A 16,248-nucleotide genomic window follows, 5' to 3' on the forward strand; every position below is an offset into this window, starting at 1 on the left:
GGCGCCAGTCCGCGCCGTTAAAATGGCGCTTTCCCCTTTCGCTGCGTGCCATGTCGTTGCCTGCCGAATCCCATGATGCCGTCGTTGCCGCCACCCGCCACTGGCTGACCCACGCCGTGATCGGACTGAATTTATGTCCCTTCGCGAAAGCAGTGCACGTGAAGGGGCAGATTCGCTATGCCGTTAGCGACGCCGTGAATATAGAAGCGGTGTTGACCGACCTCGAAGCCGAGTTACAGACGCTGCTTGCGTCCGACCCTGACGCCGTCGATACCACGCTATTGATTCTGCCGCGCGCGCTCGGCGATTTTCTCGAGTACAACGATTGCCTGTTTTTCGCCGAGCGGATGCTCAAGCAGCTTCGGCTCGAAGGCTCGATTCAGATCGCCAGCTTTCATCCTCATTACCAGTTCGAAGGCAGCGAACCCGACGACATCGAGAATTACACCAATCGGGCGCCTTATCCGATTTTGCATTTGCTGCGCGAGGACAGCATCGAGCGCGCTGTCGAGGCTTTCCCCGACGCTGAGGCTATTTATGAGCGAAATCAGGCAACCCTTCGACGGATCGGCCTCGCCGGGTGGAACGAACTGATGAAGCGGTGATTCATGGCGGCGGCCATGCAACGGCAGCGGCAGCGGCGTCGGGCAGCCACTGTTAAAGGCCACCTGCGGAAAAGCGAAATCAGGCGGACACGAAAAAACGCTCCTTCAACTCCCCGATTCCAAGCGTCTCCATCACCTCATTAAGCCGCTCGGCCGGCCGCCGCCTTGGCAAATCCTTATATTGGGCAATGATGAGTTCATTCTTCATGGAATGCTCCCACCCGACCAGTTCGGTCACGCTCACCTGATAGCCGTGCGCTTCCAACTGCAAGCAGCGCAGCACATTCGTGATCTGGCTGCCGAATTCCCGCGTATGCAGCGGATGCCGCCAGATTTCAGTCAACGCGTTCGCGAGCGATTTGCCCTTGTTCTGCCGTAACACGCCCGCCACCTCAGCCTGGCAGCACGGAACGACCACGATGTACTTCGCGTGCTTTTCCAGCGCGAAGCGGATGGCGTCGTCGGTCGCGGTATTACAGGCATGCAGCGCCGTCACGATGTCGATCTCGGCCGGCAAGCGCTCGGACGTGATCGAGTCGGCCACCGACAGGTTCAGGAAGGACATCCCCGTAAAGCCGAGCCGAGCGGCCAGTTCTTCCGACTTCGCGACCAGTTCCTCGCGCGTTTCGATGCCGTAAATGTGCGAAGCCCCACCAGCGGCGCCCTGAAATTCCTTGAAGAAAAGGTCGTACAGGATAAAACCTAGATATGACTTGCCCGCGCCGTGGTCGACGAGCGTCAAGGCGCCCTGCTTGTCCTTGAGGTCCTTGAGCAGCGGCTCGATGAACTGAAAAAGGTGATAGACCTGCTTCAGCTTGCGGCGGCTGTCCTGGTTCATCTTGCCGTCGCGCGTGAGGATGTGAAGCTCTTTCAGTAGCTCGACGGACTGGTTCGGACGGATTTCGTGGGTTTTGCTGGACATCGTGGAAACCGCCGCCGATTGCAACGCGAACGTGCGACAGGTGACGGAAAAAGGGAAAAGTTGCTGGCAGTTTACCCAAAGCGCGGCCCGCTCACCGAAGGAGCCGGGCGAATCATGCGAAAAAGGTCGACGATCTGGAATGTTTTCTGCTCGAACAGCGCGCAAAACAGCTTGCGGGCCGGCTCCCCGGCAAGGTAAGCCGTGCCGCCGATGACAACGGATTGCCAGCGCCGTGCTTCAATCGGCGAACCGGCTGCAGGTGGGGAGGGCGGTCCCGGAACAGGGACCTAATGTTACGTAACCAGAAGCGCGCCGCGATCCCGAGCGGACGCGCTCGGATATAACAGAGGCGGCAATGGATACGATACCCAACGGAAACGTCGAACAGAAGTTTCAGGAAATGCTGGCGAAACTCACTGCCACGCCGGTCTGGTCCGAGAAGCAGCAACTCGAACTGGAGATGGCGCGCGACATTTCCACGGAAATGCTGCGTCTGGCGGAAATCATGCGCGACGGCAGCGTCGATATGGAAACCTGCCTGACGATGCTGAAATACGCAAAAGTACTCGATTTCGTGATGACCACGCTCGCATCGAGGCGCGACATCAAACCGCAAACGCTGCGGGTCATTTTCAAGCTCGCCGGGCTCAAGGTGGACGAGGCTTACCCCAGTTAAACCGGCGTCACGCCGCGACCCGCGCGGGCGGCACGCGGCCGCTCGCACCGGTCAGCCGGCATCCCTTCTGGCGGAAGGGCGACACATCACGCGCGCGGTGCTTCGACCGGCGGCGTGCCTTCATGGAACAGGGTCTTGAGCTGCGAACGCAGTTCCGGCGAATCCTCGTGTTTGTGAACCGAAACCGCGTGCTGCACGGCTGCGTCGAGTAATTCGTCCTCGCTGTCGGCGGACATGGCAACGGTGCAGTTCATCTCGCTCGGGAATTCGCGACAGTCGATATATTTGCGGCTCATGGCAGTCTCCTGGTATCAACCTTCAGAACATCCGGACAGGGAACAGACGCGCGAACTCCGTCTTCCGCCGTCACGCGGCCGTTAGGGCAGCGCGGGCAGCGTGAAATCGTGGGCTGGTTCGAGGCGGAAAACGCGACACTGCGTCCGGTGGAAGGTATGTGAAAAGTATAGGTCGCGCGGGTCGGTCCCGAAGCGGCAAACGCAAACCGGGCCGATACGCAAACGCCCGAACCCAGCTTTTTTCGGCCTGCCGGCTCAGCCGCGCGTTTGCCCTGCGCTGCCCACGGTGTGAAAATAGCGCCCTTCGCGCCGCGCGATCGTCCGATCCCGCTGACGCACCGCCTCTTCCGCTCATCCGCAGGACCGCATGTCATCCTCCCTCGATTCCGCCCGCGTCGCCGTGATCGGCGGCGGCCCCGCCGGCTTGATGGCTGCCGAGGCGCTTGCCCGACATGGCGTGCCGGTCGACGTGTATGACGCGATGCCGTCGGTCGGCCGCAAATTCCTGATGGCGGGCAAAGGCGGCATGAACATCACGCATTCCGAACCGCTCGGACCGTTTCTGGACCGCTACGGTGCGCGCCGCGAGCGGATCGAGCCGTTGCTCGACGCCTTCGGTCCCGACGCTTTGCGCGCCTGGCTGCACGAGTTGGGCGTCGAAACCTTCGTCGGCAGTTCGGGCCGCGTTTTCCCGACCGATATGAAAGCGGCGCCGATGCTGCGGGCGTGGCTGCATCGATTGAGAGAAGCGGGCGTGCGGTTTCATATGCGCCACAAGTGGATTGGCTGGGTTGAGAGCGATGCCGACGCCGACGCCGACGACGCCACGCATGCGCTGCGGTTTGCCACGCCCGGCGGCCCGCAAGTCGTGACTTGCGATGCCGTGGTGTTCGCGCTCGGCGGCGCAAGCTGGCCACGCCTCGGATCGGACGCCGCCTGGGTGCCGCTCATGGCAGCGCGCGATGTGCCGCTGACGCCTCTGCAACCCGCCAACTGCGGCTTCGACGCCGACTGGAGCCCTTATCTGCGCGAGCGTTTCGCGGGCCAGCCGGTCAAGCCGGTGGCCATTTCACTCACTGGCGTAGACAATAAAGTCCACAATCGACAAGGTGAAATACTTCTGACCGAAACGGGCCTGGAAGGGAGCCTGATTTACGCGTTATCGGCGGCTATTCGGGACCGGATTCTCGCCGACGGCGACGTGACAACCAGTCTGGATCTGGCGCCAGGCTTGACTCTCGAGCGTGTCGTCGCGGAAGTCACGCGGCCGCGCGGCTCACGTTCGATGTCGAGCCATCTGCATGGCCGGATCGGGATTAGCGGGGTAAAACTGGCCTTGTTGCACGAGATTCTGTCGAAGGAAGCTTTCGCCGACGCGAACGTTCTCGCGCATGCCATCAAGTCGCTGCCGGTGCGGCTCACGCGGGCCCGGCCGATCGCGGAAGCGATCAGCACCGCCGGCGGCATTCCCTTTGAGGCGCTCGACGAGCATCTGATGATCGAGCGTCTGCCCGGCATGTTCTGCGCGGGCGAAATGCTCGATTGGGAAGCACCAACGGGCGGCTATCTTCTCACCGCCTGCTTCGCCAGCGGTTTGGCGGCGGGACGCGGCGCGTTGGCGTATCTCGAGGCGCGCGGCGCGCGCCCCTCCGCCGCATCGCCTACCGCGCCTTAAGACGCCACAGCGACGTCACTTCAGCCACGCGCGCCGCATGCAACGCATCGGTTTCGTCGGTCGACTTGGGATGCCGCGGACGAATATCCTCGCGGCCCGCCACAGTCAGCCCGGCCTTTTCGATCGCCGCAAGCAGCCACTCGCGCGTGCGCAAACCGAGATGCTCCGCGAAATCCGACATGATGAGCCAGCCTTCGCCGCCCGGCGATAGATGCTCCGCGAGACCGTTGAGAAAACCCAGCAGCATGCGGCTTTCCGAATCGTAGATCGCATGTTCGATCGGGGACGCAGGCCTCGCCGGCACCCACGGCGGATTGCAGACGACGAGCGGCGCACGGCCTTCCGGAAACAAGTCCACTTGCACCACTTCGACTTGCTGGTCGTAGCCGAGGCGCGCGAGGTTCTCTCGGGCGCAAGCGAGCGCTCGCGGGTCCTGGTCTGTCGCAACGATTTTCTTCACACCGCGCCTCGCGAGCAGCGCCGCCAACACGCCGGTGCCGGTGCCGATATCGAACGCCTTGTTCAGCGAGGGCAGTGGCGTTCGCGCGACGAGATCCACATATTCACCCCGCACCGGCGAAAACACGCCGTGGTGCGGATGAATGCGCTCGCCCAGCGCGGGAATCTCGACACCCTTCTTGCGCCACTCATGCGCGCCGATCAGACCAAGCAGTTCGCGCAGCGATACAACCGATGCTTCACCGGTGGCCGGACCATACGTTTCGATGCAAGCCTGTTGCACGTCGGGCGCGCGGCGCAACGGAATGCCGTAAGCGGCGTCGAGCGGAATCAGGATCATGCCGAGCGTGCGGGCGCGTTGCGACTGCGCCTGGCGATGCAGGTTGAAGGCGTCGAGCGGCGTCTCGCCCTGCTTGCGCGGTTTGCGTTCCAGTCGACGCGTAACCGCCTGCAGCAATTGGCGAGCGTTCTGGAAATCGCCGTTCCATAACAGCGCCGTGCCTTCGCAGGCAAGGCGGTAGGCGGAGTCGGCGGTCGTGCGGTCATCCGCGACGATGACGCGTTTCGGCGGCGGCACTGCCGCTTCGGAGCGCCAACGCGCGGTGCGGGGACCGTCGGCTTCGGGCCAGGTGATGGTTGCTGGGCTGGTCATGGTGAGGTGGGATCTGTGTTGCGGGAGTGACGCAATGAAATATCGCGTCGTCGGGGGGCGTTGCCCGCCGGAGTACTTGATAAGCGATGCCGACTGACGCCCCGAATAGTACCCCTGTCGTTCGGGTTCGCGGTGGGCTATTCGTCGGCGAACGCGGCCAAGGCTGGCCGTGGCACTGCACTTTCGCTACTGCGCGCGGCAAATGTAGACTGAATCGTCCACGATCGACAAGGTGAAGGAGATATGGTGAATTTCGGCCGTTTGAGGTCTCACGAACGCTTTGCGTCCGAGGTACTCTTCGGCCCTCAAAGGGCCAAGAGTCGGCGATGTTTTCACGGCCAAGTTCTGAAACACGGACGCTTGCTTTACAAGGCGAGCATGAATAAGCGACCGGGTAACATGGAATGTTCAAGTCCGCAGAGTTACAAGCGGCCCGACGGACCGGGTTAACCATGCTTAAAATCGATTATGCCGCACGCATGAACCTGCGCTTGCAGACCCGGCTAATAGACAGACCCGTATCGCCTATGTATAGTCATCGCCGACCGCCAAGGCGCACGGTCACAAATCATGATAGAACCTGAGAGAGCAATAAGGTACGCACTAAAATTTTAATAGCGCCATTAACGCCTTGAATATCGGGTTGCAGGCCCCTTACCGTGCCGCAACCCGATATATTTATTGGCGCGATTTAACGACGACTACGTTCCGCTCAAGAATAAAAAAACGGGTTTCTGAACATTTCAGAAACCCGTTTTCGTACTACTGGTGCCGGCTGCAGGACTCGAACCCGCCACCTCATGATTACAAGTCAAGCGCTCTACCTGATGAGCTAAGCCGGCTTTGAGCCCGTAATTCTACTTCACTTTACGATCTTCAGGCGAGCCCTTCCGCCGCCTTTCGATCCGTCGTCGTCAGGCTGGGGGCCCTCCGTCGCGCTATCCGTTTTGGCTGAAGCAGCATCGGCAGCCGCAGGCGAAGTCTCCACCACACGCGGCGCCGCCGGCATAGCGCTTTCGTCCGCCGGCACGGCGTCGGCACCGGAGTCCCGCGCCTCCCCGCCCGCCGATTCGACCGGAAACGCCATGCCCTGCCCGTTTTCGCGCGCATAGATCGCGAGAATATTGGCGATCGGCACTTCGATCTTGTGCGACTTACCGGAAAAGCGCGCGCTGAATTCGACCCACTCGTTGCCCATCTGCAGCTGGCTGGTCGCCTCGAAGCTGATGTTCAGCACGATTTCGTTGTCGCGCACAAACTGACGCGGCACGCGCGTCTGATTGTCGACCCGGACCGCGATGTGCGGCGTGTAGCCATTATCCGTGCACCATTCGTACAGGGCGCGCAACAGATAAGGTTTGGTGGAAATCTCTTGCATCAACAGTCCTCTGACCAGGCACGGGCCCGCACCCTCTCGACCGTGCGGCGCCCTTGCCCCAAAGCCATACTCAACGACGCATTACCTTTTCGGAAGGCGTCAGCGCTTCGATATAAGCCGGACGGCTGAAAATGCGTTCGGCGTACTTCATCAGCGGTGCGGCGTTCTTCGACAGCTCGATACCATAGTGATCCAGGCGCCACAGGAGCGGCGCGATGGCGACGTCGAGCATCGAGAACTCTTCACCGAGCATGTACTTGTTCTTCAGGAAGATCGGCGCAAGCTGCGTCAGGCGATCGCGGATCGCGAGGCGCGCCTTTTCGTGGTTCTTCTCGGCGGCCTTGCCCTTTTCGTTTTCGAGGGTGCCGACGTGAACGAACAGTTCCTTTTCGAAGTTCAGCAGGAACAGGCGGGCGCGGGCGCGCTGAACCGGATCGGCCGGCATCAGTTGCGGGTGCGGGAAGCGCTCGTCGATGTACTCGTTGATGATGTTCGACTCGTACAGAATCAGGTCCCGTTCGACGAGAATCGGCACCTGACCATACGGATTCATCACGGCGATGTCTTCCGGCTTGTTAAACAGGTCGACGTCGCGGATCTCGAAGTCCATGCCCTTTTCGAACAGCACCAGCCGGCAACGCTGGGAGAACGGGCAAGTTGTGCCGGAATACAGAACCATCATATTTACGTTTCCTCAAAAAGCTGAAGGGCCAGCGCGCGGAAAAACCGTTCAGCAGGTTCTTCCTGGCGCCGGCCCCACGCCGGGTGACGGCGTGATTATTTGATATGTTTCCAGTACGCGGCGTTCAGTCGCCAGGCGAAAAAGCTCAGAATGCCGAGGAAGAGAAGCACCCACACGCCAAGCTGTTTGCGGGTTTTCTGCGTCGGTTCGGACATCCATGACAGGTAAGACACGAGGTCGGCCACAGCAGAATCATAATCTACCGGCGACATCGTCCCCGGAGTGACCTGCTGGAAACCGACAAATTTGTGTACCGTCTCACCCGTTTTTTCGTCGATTTCATCGCCGAACTTCGCGGTACGCTGCCCCTGAAGCTGCCACAGCACGTGAGGCATGCTCACGTTCTCATACACCAGATTGTTCCAGCCGGTCGGCCGCGTATCGTCGCGATAAAAGCTGCGTAGATACGTGTACAGCCAGTCTTTGCTGCGCGCTCGCGCTTCCACCGACAAATCCGGCGGACTCGCGCCGAACCACGCTTTCGCGTCCTCGGGGCGCATCGCCACGGTCATGGTGTTGCCGACCTTGTCGGTGGTGAACAGCAGATTCGACTGAATGGCCGCCGGCGTGATGCCGAGGTCGGTCAACCGCTTGTAGCGCATCAGGTTCGCGCTGTGGCAATTCAGGCAATAGTTTACAAACAATTGCGCGCCGTGCTGCAACGAAGCGAAATTCTCTGCGTTATCAGGCGCTCGGTCGAGCGGGAAATTCTCGTCCGCGCGCACCGGGGCGGCCGCGAGCGCGAGCAGCGTCGCGCCGATCAGCGCGCACGTCGAAAGCAGTTTCTTCATTCGTGTTCTCCTGGCTCGCGATTAGTGGGGCTTGAACCGCACCCGCTCGGGCGGCTGCTTGAACGTGCCAAGCCTCGTCCAGAACGGCATGCCGAGGAAAAACGCGAAGTAGATCAGCGCGCACACCTGCGCAATCAGCGTGGCGGCCGGCGACGGCGGTTTGGTGCCGAGGAAGCCCAGTGTCAGAAAGGCAAACACGAAGATCGCGTAGAACACTTTGTGAAAGAACGGCCGGTAACGGATCGACTTCACCGGCGAGCGGTCGAGCCACGGCAGGAAGAACAGCGAGATCACCGCGCCGCCCATCACCACCACACCCCAGAACTTCGATTCGGTGAACGCCATCGCCAGAATCACCAGCACCGCCAGCACGGGCAAACCGATCTTCCACTTGCCGCGCGCACGCACCAGCGCGAGCAGGCCCAGCAGGGCGATCACGATCATCAGCACGATCTTGAACGGATCGGTGGTGGCGCGCAGCATCGCATAGAAGGCGGTGAAGTACCACACCGGCGCAATTTCCTGCGGCGTCTGCAACGCATTGGCGGGAATGAAGTTGTTCGCTTCGAGGAAATACCCGCCCATCTCCGGCGCGAAAAAGATGATCGCCGCGAAAATCATCAGGAACACCGTGACGCCGAAGAAATCATGCACCGAGTAGTATGGGTGGAACGGAATGCCGTCGAGCGGAATGCCGTTGGGGTCCTTCTTCGCCTTGATCTCGATGCCGTCCGGGTTGTTCGAGCCGACTTCATGCAGCGCCACGATGTGCGCGACCACGAGGCCGATCAGCACTAGCGGAATGGCGATCACGTGAAACGCGAAAAAGCGGTTCAGCGTGACGTCCGAGACGACGTAGTCGCCGCGGATCCACAGCGAGAGATCCGGCCCGATGAAGGGAATCGCCGAGAACAGGTTCACGATCACCTGCGCGCCCCAGAACGACATCTGGCCCCACGGCAGCAGATAGCCGAAGAACGCCTCGGCCATCAGGCACAGAAAGATCGCGCAGCCGAAAATCCATACCAGTTCGCGCGGCTTACGGTACGAGCCGTACATCAGCCCGCGGAACATATGCAGATACACGACCACGAAGAACATCGACGCGCCGGTGGAGTGCATGTAGCGGATCAGCCAGCCCCACGGCACCTCGCGCATGATGTACTCGACCGACGCGAACGCGAGCGTCGCGTCGGGCTTGTAGTTCATCGTGAGAAAGATGCCGGTGACGATCTGATTGACCAGCACCAGCAGCGCGAGCGAACCGAAGAAGTACCAGAAGTTGAAATTCTTCGGCGCGTAGTACTCGGAAACGTGCTTCTTCCACGCCGACGTCATCGGAAAGCGCCGGTCGATCCAGCCGGTGAGCCCGGTCGTCTCTACTTCGTGTTCGATCGCCATTACGCTTCTCCTTTCTCGTCCTTGCCGATCACGAGGCTGGTGGCCGACGTGAACATGTAAGGCGGGATGTCGAGGTTCTGCGGCGCAGGTTTGTTCTTGAAGACGCGGCCGGCCATGTCATAGGTCGAACCGTGGCAGGGGCACAGGAAGCCGCCAGGCCAGTCGTCCGGAAGATTCGGCTGCGCGCCCTCCTGGAAGCGCGGCGTCGGCGTGCAGCCCAGATGGGTGCAGACGGCGACGGCGACAAATACGCTCTGGTGATCGGCCCGTGAACGGAGTTCGTTGTTGCAGTACTCCGGCAAGGGCATGGTGAAAACATTCTTGGAGTGGGGATCCGCTACTTCGTTATCGGCCTTCTTGACGTCGGCGAGCATCTTGTCGGTGCGGTTGATGATCCACACCGGCTTACCGCGCCAGGCAACGGTCATCATGTCGCCGGGCTTGAGATTACTGATATCGACTTCGACCGGGGCACCTGCTGCCTTGGCCTTTTCAGATGGTGCAAACGAACTAACAAAGGGTACGACAGTGGCAACGCCTCCTATGCCACCTGCTACGGTCGTCGCTATCAGCCAGGTACGGCGGCTGCCGTCGACGCGTTCATCTTCCTTGTCTCGCATCACACGCCCCACTTCTGAGTTGGATTTTTCCTTCACGTCGCTTCTACCGCCGCTAGTTTGCGCGAATGGAGTCGCCATTTACAAGGGCCGATTGCCAAAAACCGTGCGAAGCCGTTGATATCTCAGGGTTTCTCCGTACAGATCGCAAACTTTTTCGCACCTCCTTTTAAGCGGCCCCTCCGTTATTCGAGCCTTTTTCTTCTCTAATGGCGATTTCAATTCAAACGGGATTAGGGATATCGATAAAGAGGTGTTCGATATCGAACGATTCGGATAGATGCTTGCCCACCGCCTGCACGCCGAAACGCTCGGTCGCATGATGGCCGGCCGCGAGAAACGCCACGCCGCTTTCCGCCGACGTGTGCATGACCGACTCCGACACCTCGCCGGTGAGATAGACGTCGGCGCCCGCGTTGATCGCCGCGTCGAACATGCCTTGCGCGGCGCCCGTGCACCAGCCCACGCGGCGCAGTTCGCGATCCGGGTCGCCGAATACGAGCGGCGTGCGGCCCAGCGTCTGCTCGACCTGAGCGGTGAAGTGCGCAAGCGTGATCGGCATCGGAAAGGTGGCGAGCCAGCCGAGATCGTTTTCGCCGAAGCGCGCGTCGCTGATCCAGCCCATCTTCGCGCCGATCTGCGCGTTGTTGCCGAACTCGGGATGGTCGTCGAGTGGTAGGTGGTAGGCGAACAGGTTCAGGTCGTTGCCGAGCAGCAGCTTCAGACGCGCATATTTACGGCCGGTGATTTGCGGCGCCTCGTTGCGCCAGAAGTAGCCGTGATGGACCAGCACGGCGTCCGCGCCCCACTCGAGCGCGGCCTCCAGGAAGGCCGCCGAGGCGGTCACGCCGGTCGCGAGTTTGCTCACCCGACGGCGCCCTTCAACCTGCAGACCATTGGGGCAATAGTCCTTGAAGCGCGCGGTTTCAAGGAGATTGTTCAAGTACAATTCAAGTTCGATCCGATCCATATAAACCTCCAGTCTTCAGATGCTTAGACGCTTTTGGCTGTTCTTTGCCCAAGCGGTGACCGTGCTGTTGGCGCTAATGTTCATCATTGCGACCCTCAAACCGCAGTGGCTCCAGCGTCAAGGGCAATTCGGCAAGCAGCTCGCCGAACCGATCGTCGCCCTCCGGGAAGTAGCGCCAGGCATCGGCAGCGGCCCACCGCAGGCGTCCTACGCGGACGCCGCGCAAAAGGCCATGCCCGCGGTCGTCAATGTGTTCTCCAGCAAGGATGGCTCACTGCCGCCCGACCCGCGCGCAAAAGATCCGCTATTCCGCTACTTCTTCGGCGACAAGAACAACCGCAAGCGGCAGGAACAGCCCGCAGCCAATCTCGGCTCGGGGGTGATAGTGAGTTCGGAAGGTTACATTCTAACGAACCAGCACGTCGTGGACGGCGCCGATCAGATCGAAATCGCGCTGGCGGATGGTCGCACCACCAATGCGAAGGTGATCGGCATCGATCCCGAAACGGATCTGGCCGTGCTCAAGGTCAACATGACCAACCTTCCCACCATCACGCTCGGCCGCATGGACCAGACGCGCGTGGGCGACGTGGTGCTGGCGATCGGCAATCCATTCGGCGTCGGCCAGACGGTGACCATGGGCATCGTCAGCGCGCTGGGGCGCAATCACCTCGGCATCAACACCTTCGAAAACTTCATTCAGACCGACGCGGCGATCAACCCAGGCAACTCGGGTGGCGCACTGGTCGATGCGAACGGCAACCTGCTCGGCATCAATACCGCCATCTATTCGCGCTCGGGCGGCTCGCTCGGCATCGGCTTTGCGATCCCCGTGTCGACGGCGCGCAGCGTGCTCGAGAGCATCATCACCACGGGTACCGTCACGCGCGGCTGGATCGGCGTCGAGCCGCAGGACGTGACGCAGGAAATCGCGGAATCGTTCGGGCTGGAGCAGAAGTCCGGTGCGATCGTCGCGGGCGTGTTGAAGAACGGTCCCGCCGACCGCGCGGGCATCAAGCCGGGCGACATTCTGATGAGCGTGAACGGCCAGGAAATCACCGACACCACGCGCCTGTTGAACGTGATCGCGCAGATCAAGCCGGGTACGGCCGCGAAGGTTCATCTGGTGCGCAAGAACCGCGAGATGGATCTCGAGGTGACGATCGGCAAGCGTCCCCCGCCGCCGAAGCAACCGGTGGAAGACAGCGGCGGCGATCAGCAGGACGAGGACGGCGGTTGACAAGCACGGGCGACGCGTTCAGCCGCCAGCACAGCGGCGCGCGCCACGACAGCAATGCGACACTCGTGGGGCCAAGGCAGCCGCCGCAGGATCGTTGAGCGCCGCGGCAGCATGGGGACGGCCAGTTAGGCGCTAGCACGCGTTGCAAAACAAAAAGGGCAATCCATTACGGATTGCCCTTTTTGTTTGCCTCGCGCTCCGCATCAAGCCGGCGGACTTGCATCCTCCACCGGCGGCGCCGGCTGCTTGCCGACGATCAACCGCGCCGCGATGATCCCGGCCTCATACAAAATGACCAGCGGAATCGCCAGAATCAGTTGCGAGAATACGTCCGGCGGCGTCACCACGGCGGAGATCACGAACGCGCCGACGATCACATACGGACGAATCTCCTTGAGCTTCTTGATGGTCAGCACATTCATGCGAACCAGCAGCACCACGACGATCGGCACCTCGAACGTCACGCCGAACGCAATGAACATGGTGAGCACGAAGCTGAGGTAATTGTCGATATCGGTGGTCATCTCCGCGCCCAGCGGCGCGTTGTAGTGCGCCATCACGCGGAAGATGGTCGGGAACACCACGAAGTACGCGAACGCCATGCCGCATAGGAACAGCGTGTAGCTGCTGCCCACCAGCGGCCCAACCAGCTTCTTCTCATGCTGATAAAGCCCCGGCGCGACGAACGCCCAGATCTGGTACAGCACGATCGGCAGCGCGATCACGAAGGCGACGAGCATGGTCACCTTCATCGGCACGAAGAACGAGCCGGTCACATCCGTGACGATCATCTTGCCGTCCTTCGGCAGATTCATCATCAGCGGGCGCGCCAGCAGCCGGAAAATGTCCGGCGCCCAATACACGAGCCCGACGAACACCACGATGACGGCAAGGCCGGCGCGGATGATGCGGTCGCGCAATTCAACGAGGTGGGAAATGAAGGTCTCTTCAGTGCCTTCGTCCTGTTTATGCTGGGGGTCGCTCACGCCGGCCCTCGGTTAGAGATTGTCGTTCTGATCATCAGAAAAAGCGCGTCGGACGACGCATGGCGGCCGGCGTATGCCGCGCCACGCGCGCCGCACCCGATTGCACGCGCGTGCGGCGCGTGGTGGCGCGCTTGTACCAGGCCGGCATGGCCGCCTGCTTGACGCGCCAGTTCTTGCGCCTGGGCGCCGCTGACGGCGTGCTGGTCTGCCACGACGAAGCGCCTACGTCACCTTCCAGCGCACCGCCCGCAATGCTCGGCGACACCGGCGCGCCGCTGTTCCACGCGTCGTTCAATTCGGTCTCGTGTTTGCGCAGATTGTCTTGAACGGAGGTTTCGACGTTGGTCGCGGCGGTTTCAAACTCGCTCTTCATGCGACGCAATTCGTCGAGTTCGATCTCGCGCGTGACCTCCGACTTGACGTCGTTGATATACCGCTGTGCGCGGCCGAACAACGCGCCGGCCGTGCGGGCGACGCGTGGCAGGCGCTCAGGCCCGAGTACGACCAGCGCGACGACGCCGATCAGCGCCATCTTGGTTAGACCGAGGTCCAGCATGAAGTGGAATGTCCGTGAATAACGCGGTTAAGCCACGCGATCGAGCCGCGGCTCAGCGGTAATCGCCGGAGTGCGGCGTCTTTTCCTTCGCATCCACGTCCACTGCGCCGTTGCGCGGCAGTTCGCGCTGCTGCGCGTCGCCCGCCGGCGTTTCCGCTTCCTTCACACCTTCCTTGAAGCCCTTCACCGCGCCACCCAGATCGGCGCCGATATTGCGCAGCTTCTTCGTGCCGAACACGAGCGCCACGATCAACAACACGATCAACCAATGCCAAATGCTCAACGAACCCATGACTACTCTCCTTAACCCCGACACCGCATTCCGATGCGGCGAAACTCATGCGCCTTACGGCGTGAACCGAAGCGCGTACGCTTCATCTATACGTTGCGGACTCTGCGACTGCAACCCACGACGCGGTATGTCATTGTGACCGGACGATCGCGTCGGCGCCGTTACAACGCGCAAAAAACAGCGGCGAAAACAACAGCCGCACTATTGTGGACCACCAAAACTCGCGGCGCGCCTTGTCGTGAAGCCTCAGCCCATCCGTTTCCAAGGGCGCGGCCCCGCGAGAATATGCGCGTGCAAGTGGTACACCTCCTGCCCGCCGCCCGGACCGGTATTGATTACCGTGCGAAAACCGGTTTCGCCACCGGTATACGCTACGCCGAGCTGGTCGGCGAGACGCGCCGCCAAAACAAGCATTTTACCAAGCAGCGGGACATCGCTTTCGGTGCAATTCGACAGCGTGGCGATGTGCTTGCGCGGAATCACCAGCACATGGGTCTCCGCCGCCGGACGGATGTCGCGGAAGGCGAGAAACTCGTCGTCTTCATGCACTTTGGTGGACGGAATCTCGCCGGCGGCGATCTTGCAGAAAAGGCAGTTCGGGTCGTGGCTCATCGTATTCCTGACGCAGTATGGCTAGAGCGCGAAGCGTGACATGACGTGACGCCAAGCGGCGCGGCTAAAGCCGACCCGGTAATGATCGGACGAACTCAGAACCACGCACGCGGATTCACGAGCGGCTTGTTATCGTACAGATACAGCCAGCCCTTGATAATACGGTACAACATCCAGATGCTGACGGCCCAAAGAACTGGAATCCCGATCACGACGAACAGCAGCAAGCCTCCGATCACATAGCCCAGCAGGCACATCCAGAACGAACGGATCTGCCAGTCGAAATGGGCTTCGTAGGGGGTACCCGCCGCGTCGGAACGCTTCACGTAGTTGATGATGATCGCGATCACGATCGTCAGGCCGCCCGTCAGCCAGTGCACGGCGTACAGCGCGTACAGCACGTGCGTGAGCGTGCGCAGGCTGCGTTCGCGCTCCGGCTCCAAGGCGTTGCGGTAGACCGGCGGCGGATAGCTTTCTTGCGACTGTTCCATGCTTGCGTCCTCCCGAGGATGCGATCAATGCGTTCAGTCCAATGTGGGCGCGGGTGCTCGCCACGTCAAGGGCATGACGGCCAGATTGGGAACAATCAGTCGCCGTTCTGCTCCCGCTCGCGGGTCTTGCGCAGCGCCTTTTCCTCGATGCCCGACAGACCTTCGCGACGCTCCAGCTCGGCAAGCACGTCCGCAGGGCTTAGATCGAAATGCGACAGCATCACGAGGCAATGGAACCACAGATCCGCGACCTCGCCGACCAGCGCCTTCGGCGCGCCGCCGTGACGCGTGTCCTTGGCGGCCAGCACGACTTCGGTGGCTTCTTCACCGATCTTCTTCAGCACTGCGTCGTCGCCCTTGTGGAACAGGCGCGACACGTAGGAGACATCCGGATCGCCGCCCTTGCGGCTGTCGATGATGGCCGCGAGGCGCAGCAGCGTGTCGGCCGTGGACGGCGTGGTTGGCGTGGTGTGCGTCATTTGTAAATGTGTTCGGGGTCTTTCAGCACGGGATCGACGGCGATCCAATCGCCGTCGTCCACCGAGCCTTCGAATTTCTGGAAAAAGCACGAGTGGCGGCCGGTGTGGCACGCAATGCCCGACACCTGCTCCACTTTCAGCAGCACGACGTCCTCGTCGCAATCGAGCCGCACTTCATGCACATGCTGCACGTGGCCGGACTCCTCGCCCTTGAACCACAGGCGCTGGCGCGAGCGCGAAAAATACACGGCGCGGCCGGTTTCGACGGTTTTCGCCAATGCCTCGCGATTCATCCACGCGAACATCAGCACGTCGTTCGTCGACGCCTCCTGCGCGATCACCGGCACGAGGCCGTTCGCGTCCCACCTGACCTTGTCGAGCCATTCAACAGCCGAAGAATTCACCACG

The 16,248-nt window shown here is 61.3% G+C and carries 20 protein-coding genes and 1 tRNA gene; 4 read left to right on the top strand and 17 right to left on the bottom strand.

All coding sequences use genetic code 11. From position 1 onward, the window contains the following. Positions 1–50 precede the first annotated feature (50 nt). A complete protein-coding gene (locus ACOCG7_RS28780) occupies positions 51–605 on the top strand; it encodes a DUF1415 domain-containing protein (protein WP_114163201.1) in 555 nt (184 codons plus the stop codon). Positions 606–684: 79 nt separating this feature from the next. Here ACOCG7_RS28780 and ACOCG7_RS28785 read toward each other — a convergent pair whose 3' ends face one another. Continuing rightward, a complete protein-coding gene (locus ACOCG7_RS28785; RefSeq protein WP_073431028.1) occupies positions 685–1,527 on the bottom strand; it encodes a class I SAM-dependent methyltransferase in 843 nt (280 codons plus the stop codon). Positions 1,528–1,882: 355 nt separating this feature from the next. On the opposite strand from ACOCG7_RS28785, the gene ACOCG7_RS28790 reads away from it, so the two are divergent. Beyond that, positions 1,883–2,203 (top strand): DNA-binding protein, encoded by a 321-nt coding sequence (locus ACOCG7_RS28790; RefSeq protein ID WP_073430979.1) that lies wholly within the window; start codon positions 1,883–1,885, stop codon positions 2,201–2,203. 86 nt (positions 2,204–2,289) lie between these two features. On the opposite strand, the gene ACOCG7_RS28795 is transcribed toward ACOCG7_RS28790, so the two are convergent. Beyond that, positions 2,290–2,499 (bottom strand): DUF1059 domain-containing protein, encoded by a 210-nt coding sequence (locus ACOCG7_RS28795; protein WP_073430978.1) that lies wholly within the window; start codon positions 2,497–2,499, stop codon positions 2,290–2,292. A 367-nt stretch (positions 2,500–2,866) separates the two neighbouring features. Between ACOCG7_RS28795 and ACOCG7_RS28800 the strand changes: the two genes are divergently transcribed. Beyond that, entirely contained in the window at positions 2,867–4,174 is a 1,308-nt protein-coding gene (locus ACOCG7_RS28800) for a TIGR03862 family flavoprotein (protein WP_421378225.1), read from the top strand. On the opposite strand, the gene ACOCG7_RS28805 is transcribed toward ACOCG7_RS28800, so the two are convergent. The 8 genes from ACOCG7_RS28805 to ACOCG7_RS28840 form a co-directional block, all read right to left on the bottom strand. Next, positions 4,161–5,285, bottom strand: a complete 1,125-nt coding sequence (locus ACOCG7_RS28805; protein ID WP_114163203.1) for a methyltransferase — start codon at positions 5,283–5,285, stop codon at positions 4,161–4,163. The two genes, ACOCG7_RS28800 and ACOCG7_RS28805, sit on opposite strands and share 14 nt — an antisense overlap. A gap of 766 nt (positions 5,286–6,051) precedes the next feature. Continuing rightward, positions 6,052–6,127: transfer RNA gene (locus ACOCG7_RS28810), tRNA-Thr, on the bottom strand. 20 nt (positions 6,128–6,147) lie between these two features. Further along, positions 6,148–6,663 (bottom strand): ClpXP protease specificity-enhancing factor, encoded by a 516-nt coding sequence (locus ACOCG7_RS28815; RefSeq protein ID WP_114163204.1) that lies wholly within the window; start codon positions 6,661–6,663, stop codon positions 6,148–6,150. A 70-nt stretch (positions 6,664–6,733) separates the two neighbouring features. Beyond that, a complete protein-coding gene (locus ACOCG7_RS28820; protein WP_006052302.1) occupies positions 6,734–7,345 on the bottom strand; it encodes a glutathione S-transferase N-terminal domain-containing protein in 612 nt (203 codons plus the stop codon). Positions 7,346–7,440: 95 nt separating this feature from the next. Beyond that, a complete protein-coding gene (locus ACOCG7_RS28825; RefSeq protein ID WP_114163205.1) occupies positions 7,441–8,196 on the bottom strand; it encodes a cytochrome c1 in 756 nt (251 codons plus the stop codon). A gap of 21 nt (positions 8,197–8,217) precedes the next feature. Further along, the gene (locus ACOCG7_RS28830; protein ID WP_073430973.1) at positions 8,218–9,597 is read right to left on the bottom strand and encodes a cytochrome b; all 1,380 of its coding nucleotides are present in this window, start codon (positions 9,595–9,597) and stop codon (positions 8,218–8,220) included. After that, positions 9,597–10,217, bottom strand: coding sequence for a ubiquinol-cytochrome c reductase iron-sulfur subunit (petA, locus tag ACOCG7_RS28835; protein WP_073430972.1), 621 nt, complete (start codon positions 10,215–10,217; stop codon positions 9,597–9,599). The genes ACOCG7_RS28830 and petA overlap by 1 nt, the downstream gene beginning before the upstream one ends. 220 nt (positions 10,218–10,437) lie before the next feature. After that, complete coding sequence (locus ACOCG7_RS28840) at positions 10,438–11,184, bottom strand: Nif3-like dinuclear metal center hexameric protein (protein ID WP_073430971.1); 747 nt, start codon at positions 11,182–11,184, stop codon at positions 10,438–10,440. 19 nt (positions 11,185–11,203) lie between these two features. Here ACOCG7_RS28840 and ACOCG7_RS28845 point away from each other — a divergent pair, with 19 nt between their 5' ends. Beyond that, a complete protein-coding gene (locus ACOCG7_RS28845; protein ID WP_073430970.1) occupies positions 11,204–12,424 on the top strand; it encodes a Do family serine endopeptidase in 1,221 nt (406 codons plus the stop codon). 203 nt (positions 12,425–12,627) lie between these two features. Here the strand turns inward: ACOCG7_RS28845 and tatC are convergent, their stop codons facing one another. From tatC to hisI, 7 genes are all read right to left on the bottom strand, one after another. Further along, positions 12,628–13,410 carry a twin-arginine translocase subunit TatC gene (tatC, locus tag ACOCG7_RS28850; protein ID WP_073430969.1) on the bottom strand — a complete coding sequence of 261 codons (783 nt, stop codon included), beginning with the start codon at positions 13,408–13,410 and terminating at the stop codon, positions 12,628–12,630. A 34-nt stretch (positions 13,411–13,444) separates the two neighbouring features. Then, positions 13,445–13,966 (bottom strand): Sec-independent protein translocase protein TatB, encoded by a 522-nt coding sequence (tatB, locus tag ACOCG7_RS28855; protein ID WP_073430968.1) that lies wholly within the window; start codon positions 13,964–13,966, stop codon positions 13,445–13,447. Between the two features lie 52 nt (positions 13,967–14,018). After that, positions 14,019–14,258 carry a Sec-independent protein translocase subunit TatA gene (gene tatA, locus ACOCG7_RS28860; protein WP_073430967.1) on the bottom strand — a complete coding sequence of 80 codons (240 nt, stop codon included), beginning with the start codon at positions 14,256–14,258 and terminating at the stop codon, positions 14,019–14,021. Positions 14,259–14,504: 246 nt separating this feature from the next. Next, positions 14,505–14,870: a histidine triad nucleotide-binding protein gene (locus ACOCG7_RS28865; RefSeq protein ID WP_114163206.1), complete on the bottom strand. Its 366-nt coding sequence runs from the start codon at positions 14,868–14,870 to the stop codon at positions 14,505–14,507. Between the two features lie 95 nt (positions 14,871–14,965). Then, positions 14,966–15,361 carry a DUF4870 family protein gene (locus ACOCG7_RS28870; protein ID WP_114163207.1) on the bottom strand — a complete coding sequence of 132 codons (396 nt, stop codon included), beginning with the start codon at positions 15,359–15,361 and terminating at the stop codon, positions 14,966–14,968. Between the two features lie 95 nt (positions 15,362–15,456). Continuing rightward, positions 15,457–15,840 (bottom strand): phosphoribosyl-ATP diphosphatase, encoded by a 384-nt coding sequence (locus ACOCG7_RS28875; protein ID WP_114163208.1) that lies wholly within the window; start codon positions 15,838–15,840, stop codon positions 15,457–15,459. Further along, a complete protein-coding gene (gene hisI / locus ACOCG7_RS28880; protein ID WP_176035826.1) occupies positions 15,837–16,247 on the bottom strand; it encodes a phosphoribosyl-AMP cyclohydrolase in 411 nt (136 codons plus the stop codon). The genes ACOCG7_RS28875 and hisI overlap by 4 nt, the downstream gene beginning before the upstream one ends. Position 16,248 lies beyond the last annotated feature (1 nt).

The sequence above is a fragment of the Paraburkholderia sp. DD10 genome (assembly GCF_049177125.1).
Lineage (GTDB): Bacteria > Pseudomonadota > Gammaproteobacteria > Burkholderiales > Burkholderiaceae > Paraburkholderia > Paraburkholderia terricola.

Coding starts and splice junctions, on each gene's coding strand:
- ACOCG7_RS28800 (WP_421378225.1), top strand. CDS start 2,867: ATGTCATCCTCCCTCGATTCCGCCCGCGTCGCCGTGATCGGCGGCGGC.
- ACOCG7_RS28870 (WP_114163207.1), bottom strand. CDS start 15,361: ATGGAACAGTCGCAAGAAAGCTATCCGCCGCCGGTCTACCGCAACGCC.
- ACOCG7_RS28805 (WP_114163203.1), bottom strand. CDS start 5,285: ATGACCAGCCCAGCAACCATCACCTGGCCCGAAGCCGACGGTCCCCGC.
- ACOCG7_RS28790 (WP_073430979.1), top strand. CDS start 1,883: ATGGATACGATACCCAACGGAAACGTCGAACAGAAGTTTCAGGAAATG.
- ACOCG7_RS28815 (WP_114163204.1), bottom strand. CDS start 6,663: ATGCAAGAGATTTCCACCAAACCTTATCTGTTGCGCGCCCTGTACGAA.
- tatA (WP_073430967.1), bottom strand. CDS start 14,258: ATGGGTTCGTTGAGCATTTGGCATTGGTTGATCGTGTTGTTGATCGTG.
- petA (WP_073430972.1), bottom strand. CDS start 10,217: ATGCGAGACAAGGAAGATGAACGCGTCGACGGCAGCCGCCGTACCTGG.
- ACOCG7_RS28845 (WP_073430970.1), top strand. CDS start 11,204: ATGCTTAGACGCTTTTGGCTGTTCTTTGCCCAAGCGGTGACCGTGCTG.
- ACOCG7_RS28875 (WP_114163208.1), bottom strand. CDS start 15,840: ATGACGCACACCACGCCAACCACGCCGTCCACGGCCGACACGCTGCTG.
- tatB (WP_073430968.1), bottom strand. CDS start 13,966: ATGCTGGACCTCGGTCTAACCAAGATGGCGCTGATCGGCGTCGTCGCG.
- ACOCG7_RS28840 (WP_073430971.1), bottom strand. CDS start 11,184: ATGGATCGGATCGAACTTGAATTGTACTTGAACAATCTCCTTGAAACC.
- ACOCG7_RS28820 (WP_006052302.1), bottom strand. CDS start 7,345: ATGATGGTTCTGTATTCCGGCACAACTTGCCCGTTCTCCCAGCGTTGC.
- ACOCG7_RS28795 (WP_073430978.1), bottom strand. CDS start 2,499: ATGAGCCGCAAATATATCGACTGTCGCGAATTCCCGAGCGAGATGAAC.
- ACOCG7_RS28785 (WP_073431028.1), bottom strand. CDS start 1,527: ATGTCCAGCAAAACCCACGAAATCCGTCCGAACCAGTCCGTCGAGCTA.
- ACOCG7_RS28865 (WP_114163206.1), bottom strand. CDS start 14,870: ATGAGCCACGACCCGAACTGCCTTTTCTGCAAGATCGCCGCCGGCGAG.
- ACOCG7_RS28830 (WP_073430973.1), bottom strand. CDS start 9,597: ATGGCGATCGAACACGAAGTAGAGACGACCGGGCTCACCGGCTGGATC.
- ACOCG7_RS28780 (WP_114163201.1), top strand. CDS start 51: ATGTCGTTGCCTGCCGAATCCCATGATGCCGTCGTTGCCGCCACCCGC.
- ACOCG7_RS28825 (WP_114163205.1), bottom strand. CDS start 8,196: ATGAAGAAACTGCTTTCGACGTGCGCGCTGATCGGCGCGACGCTGCTC.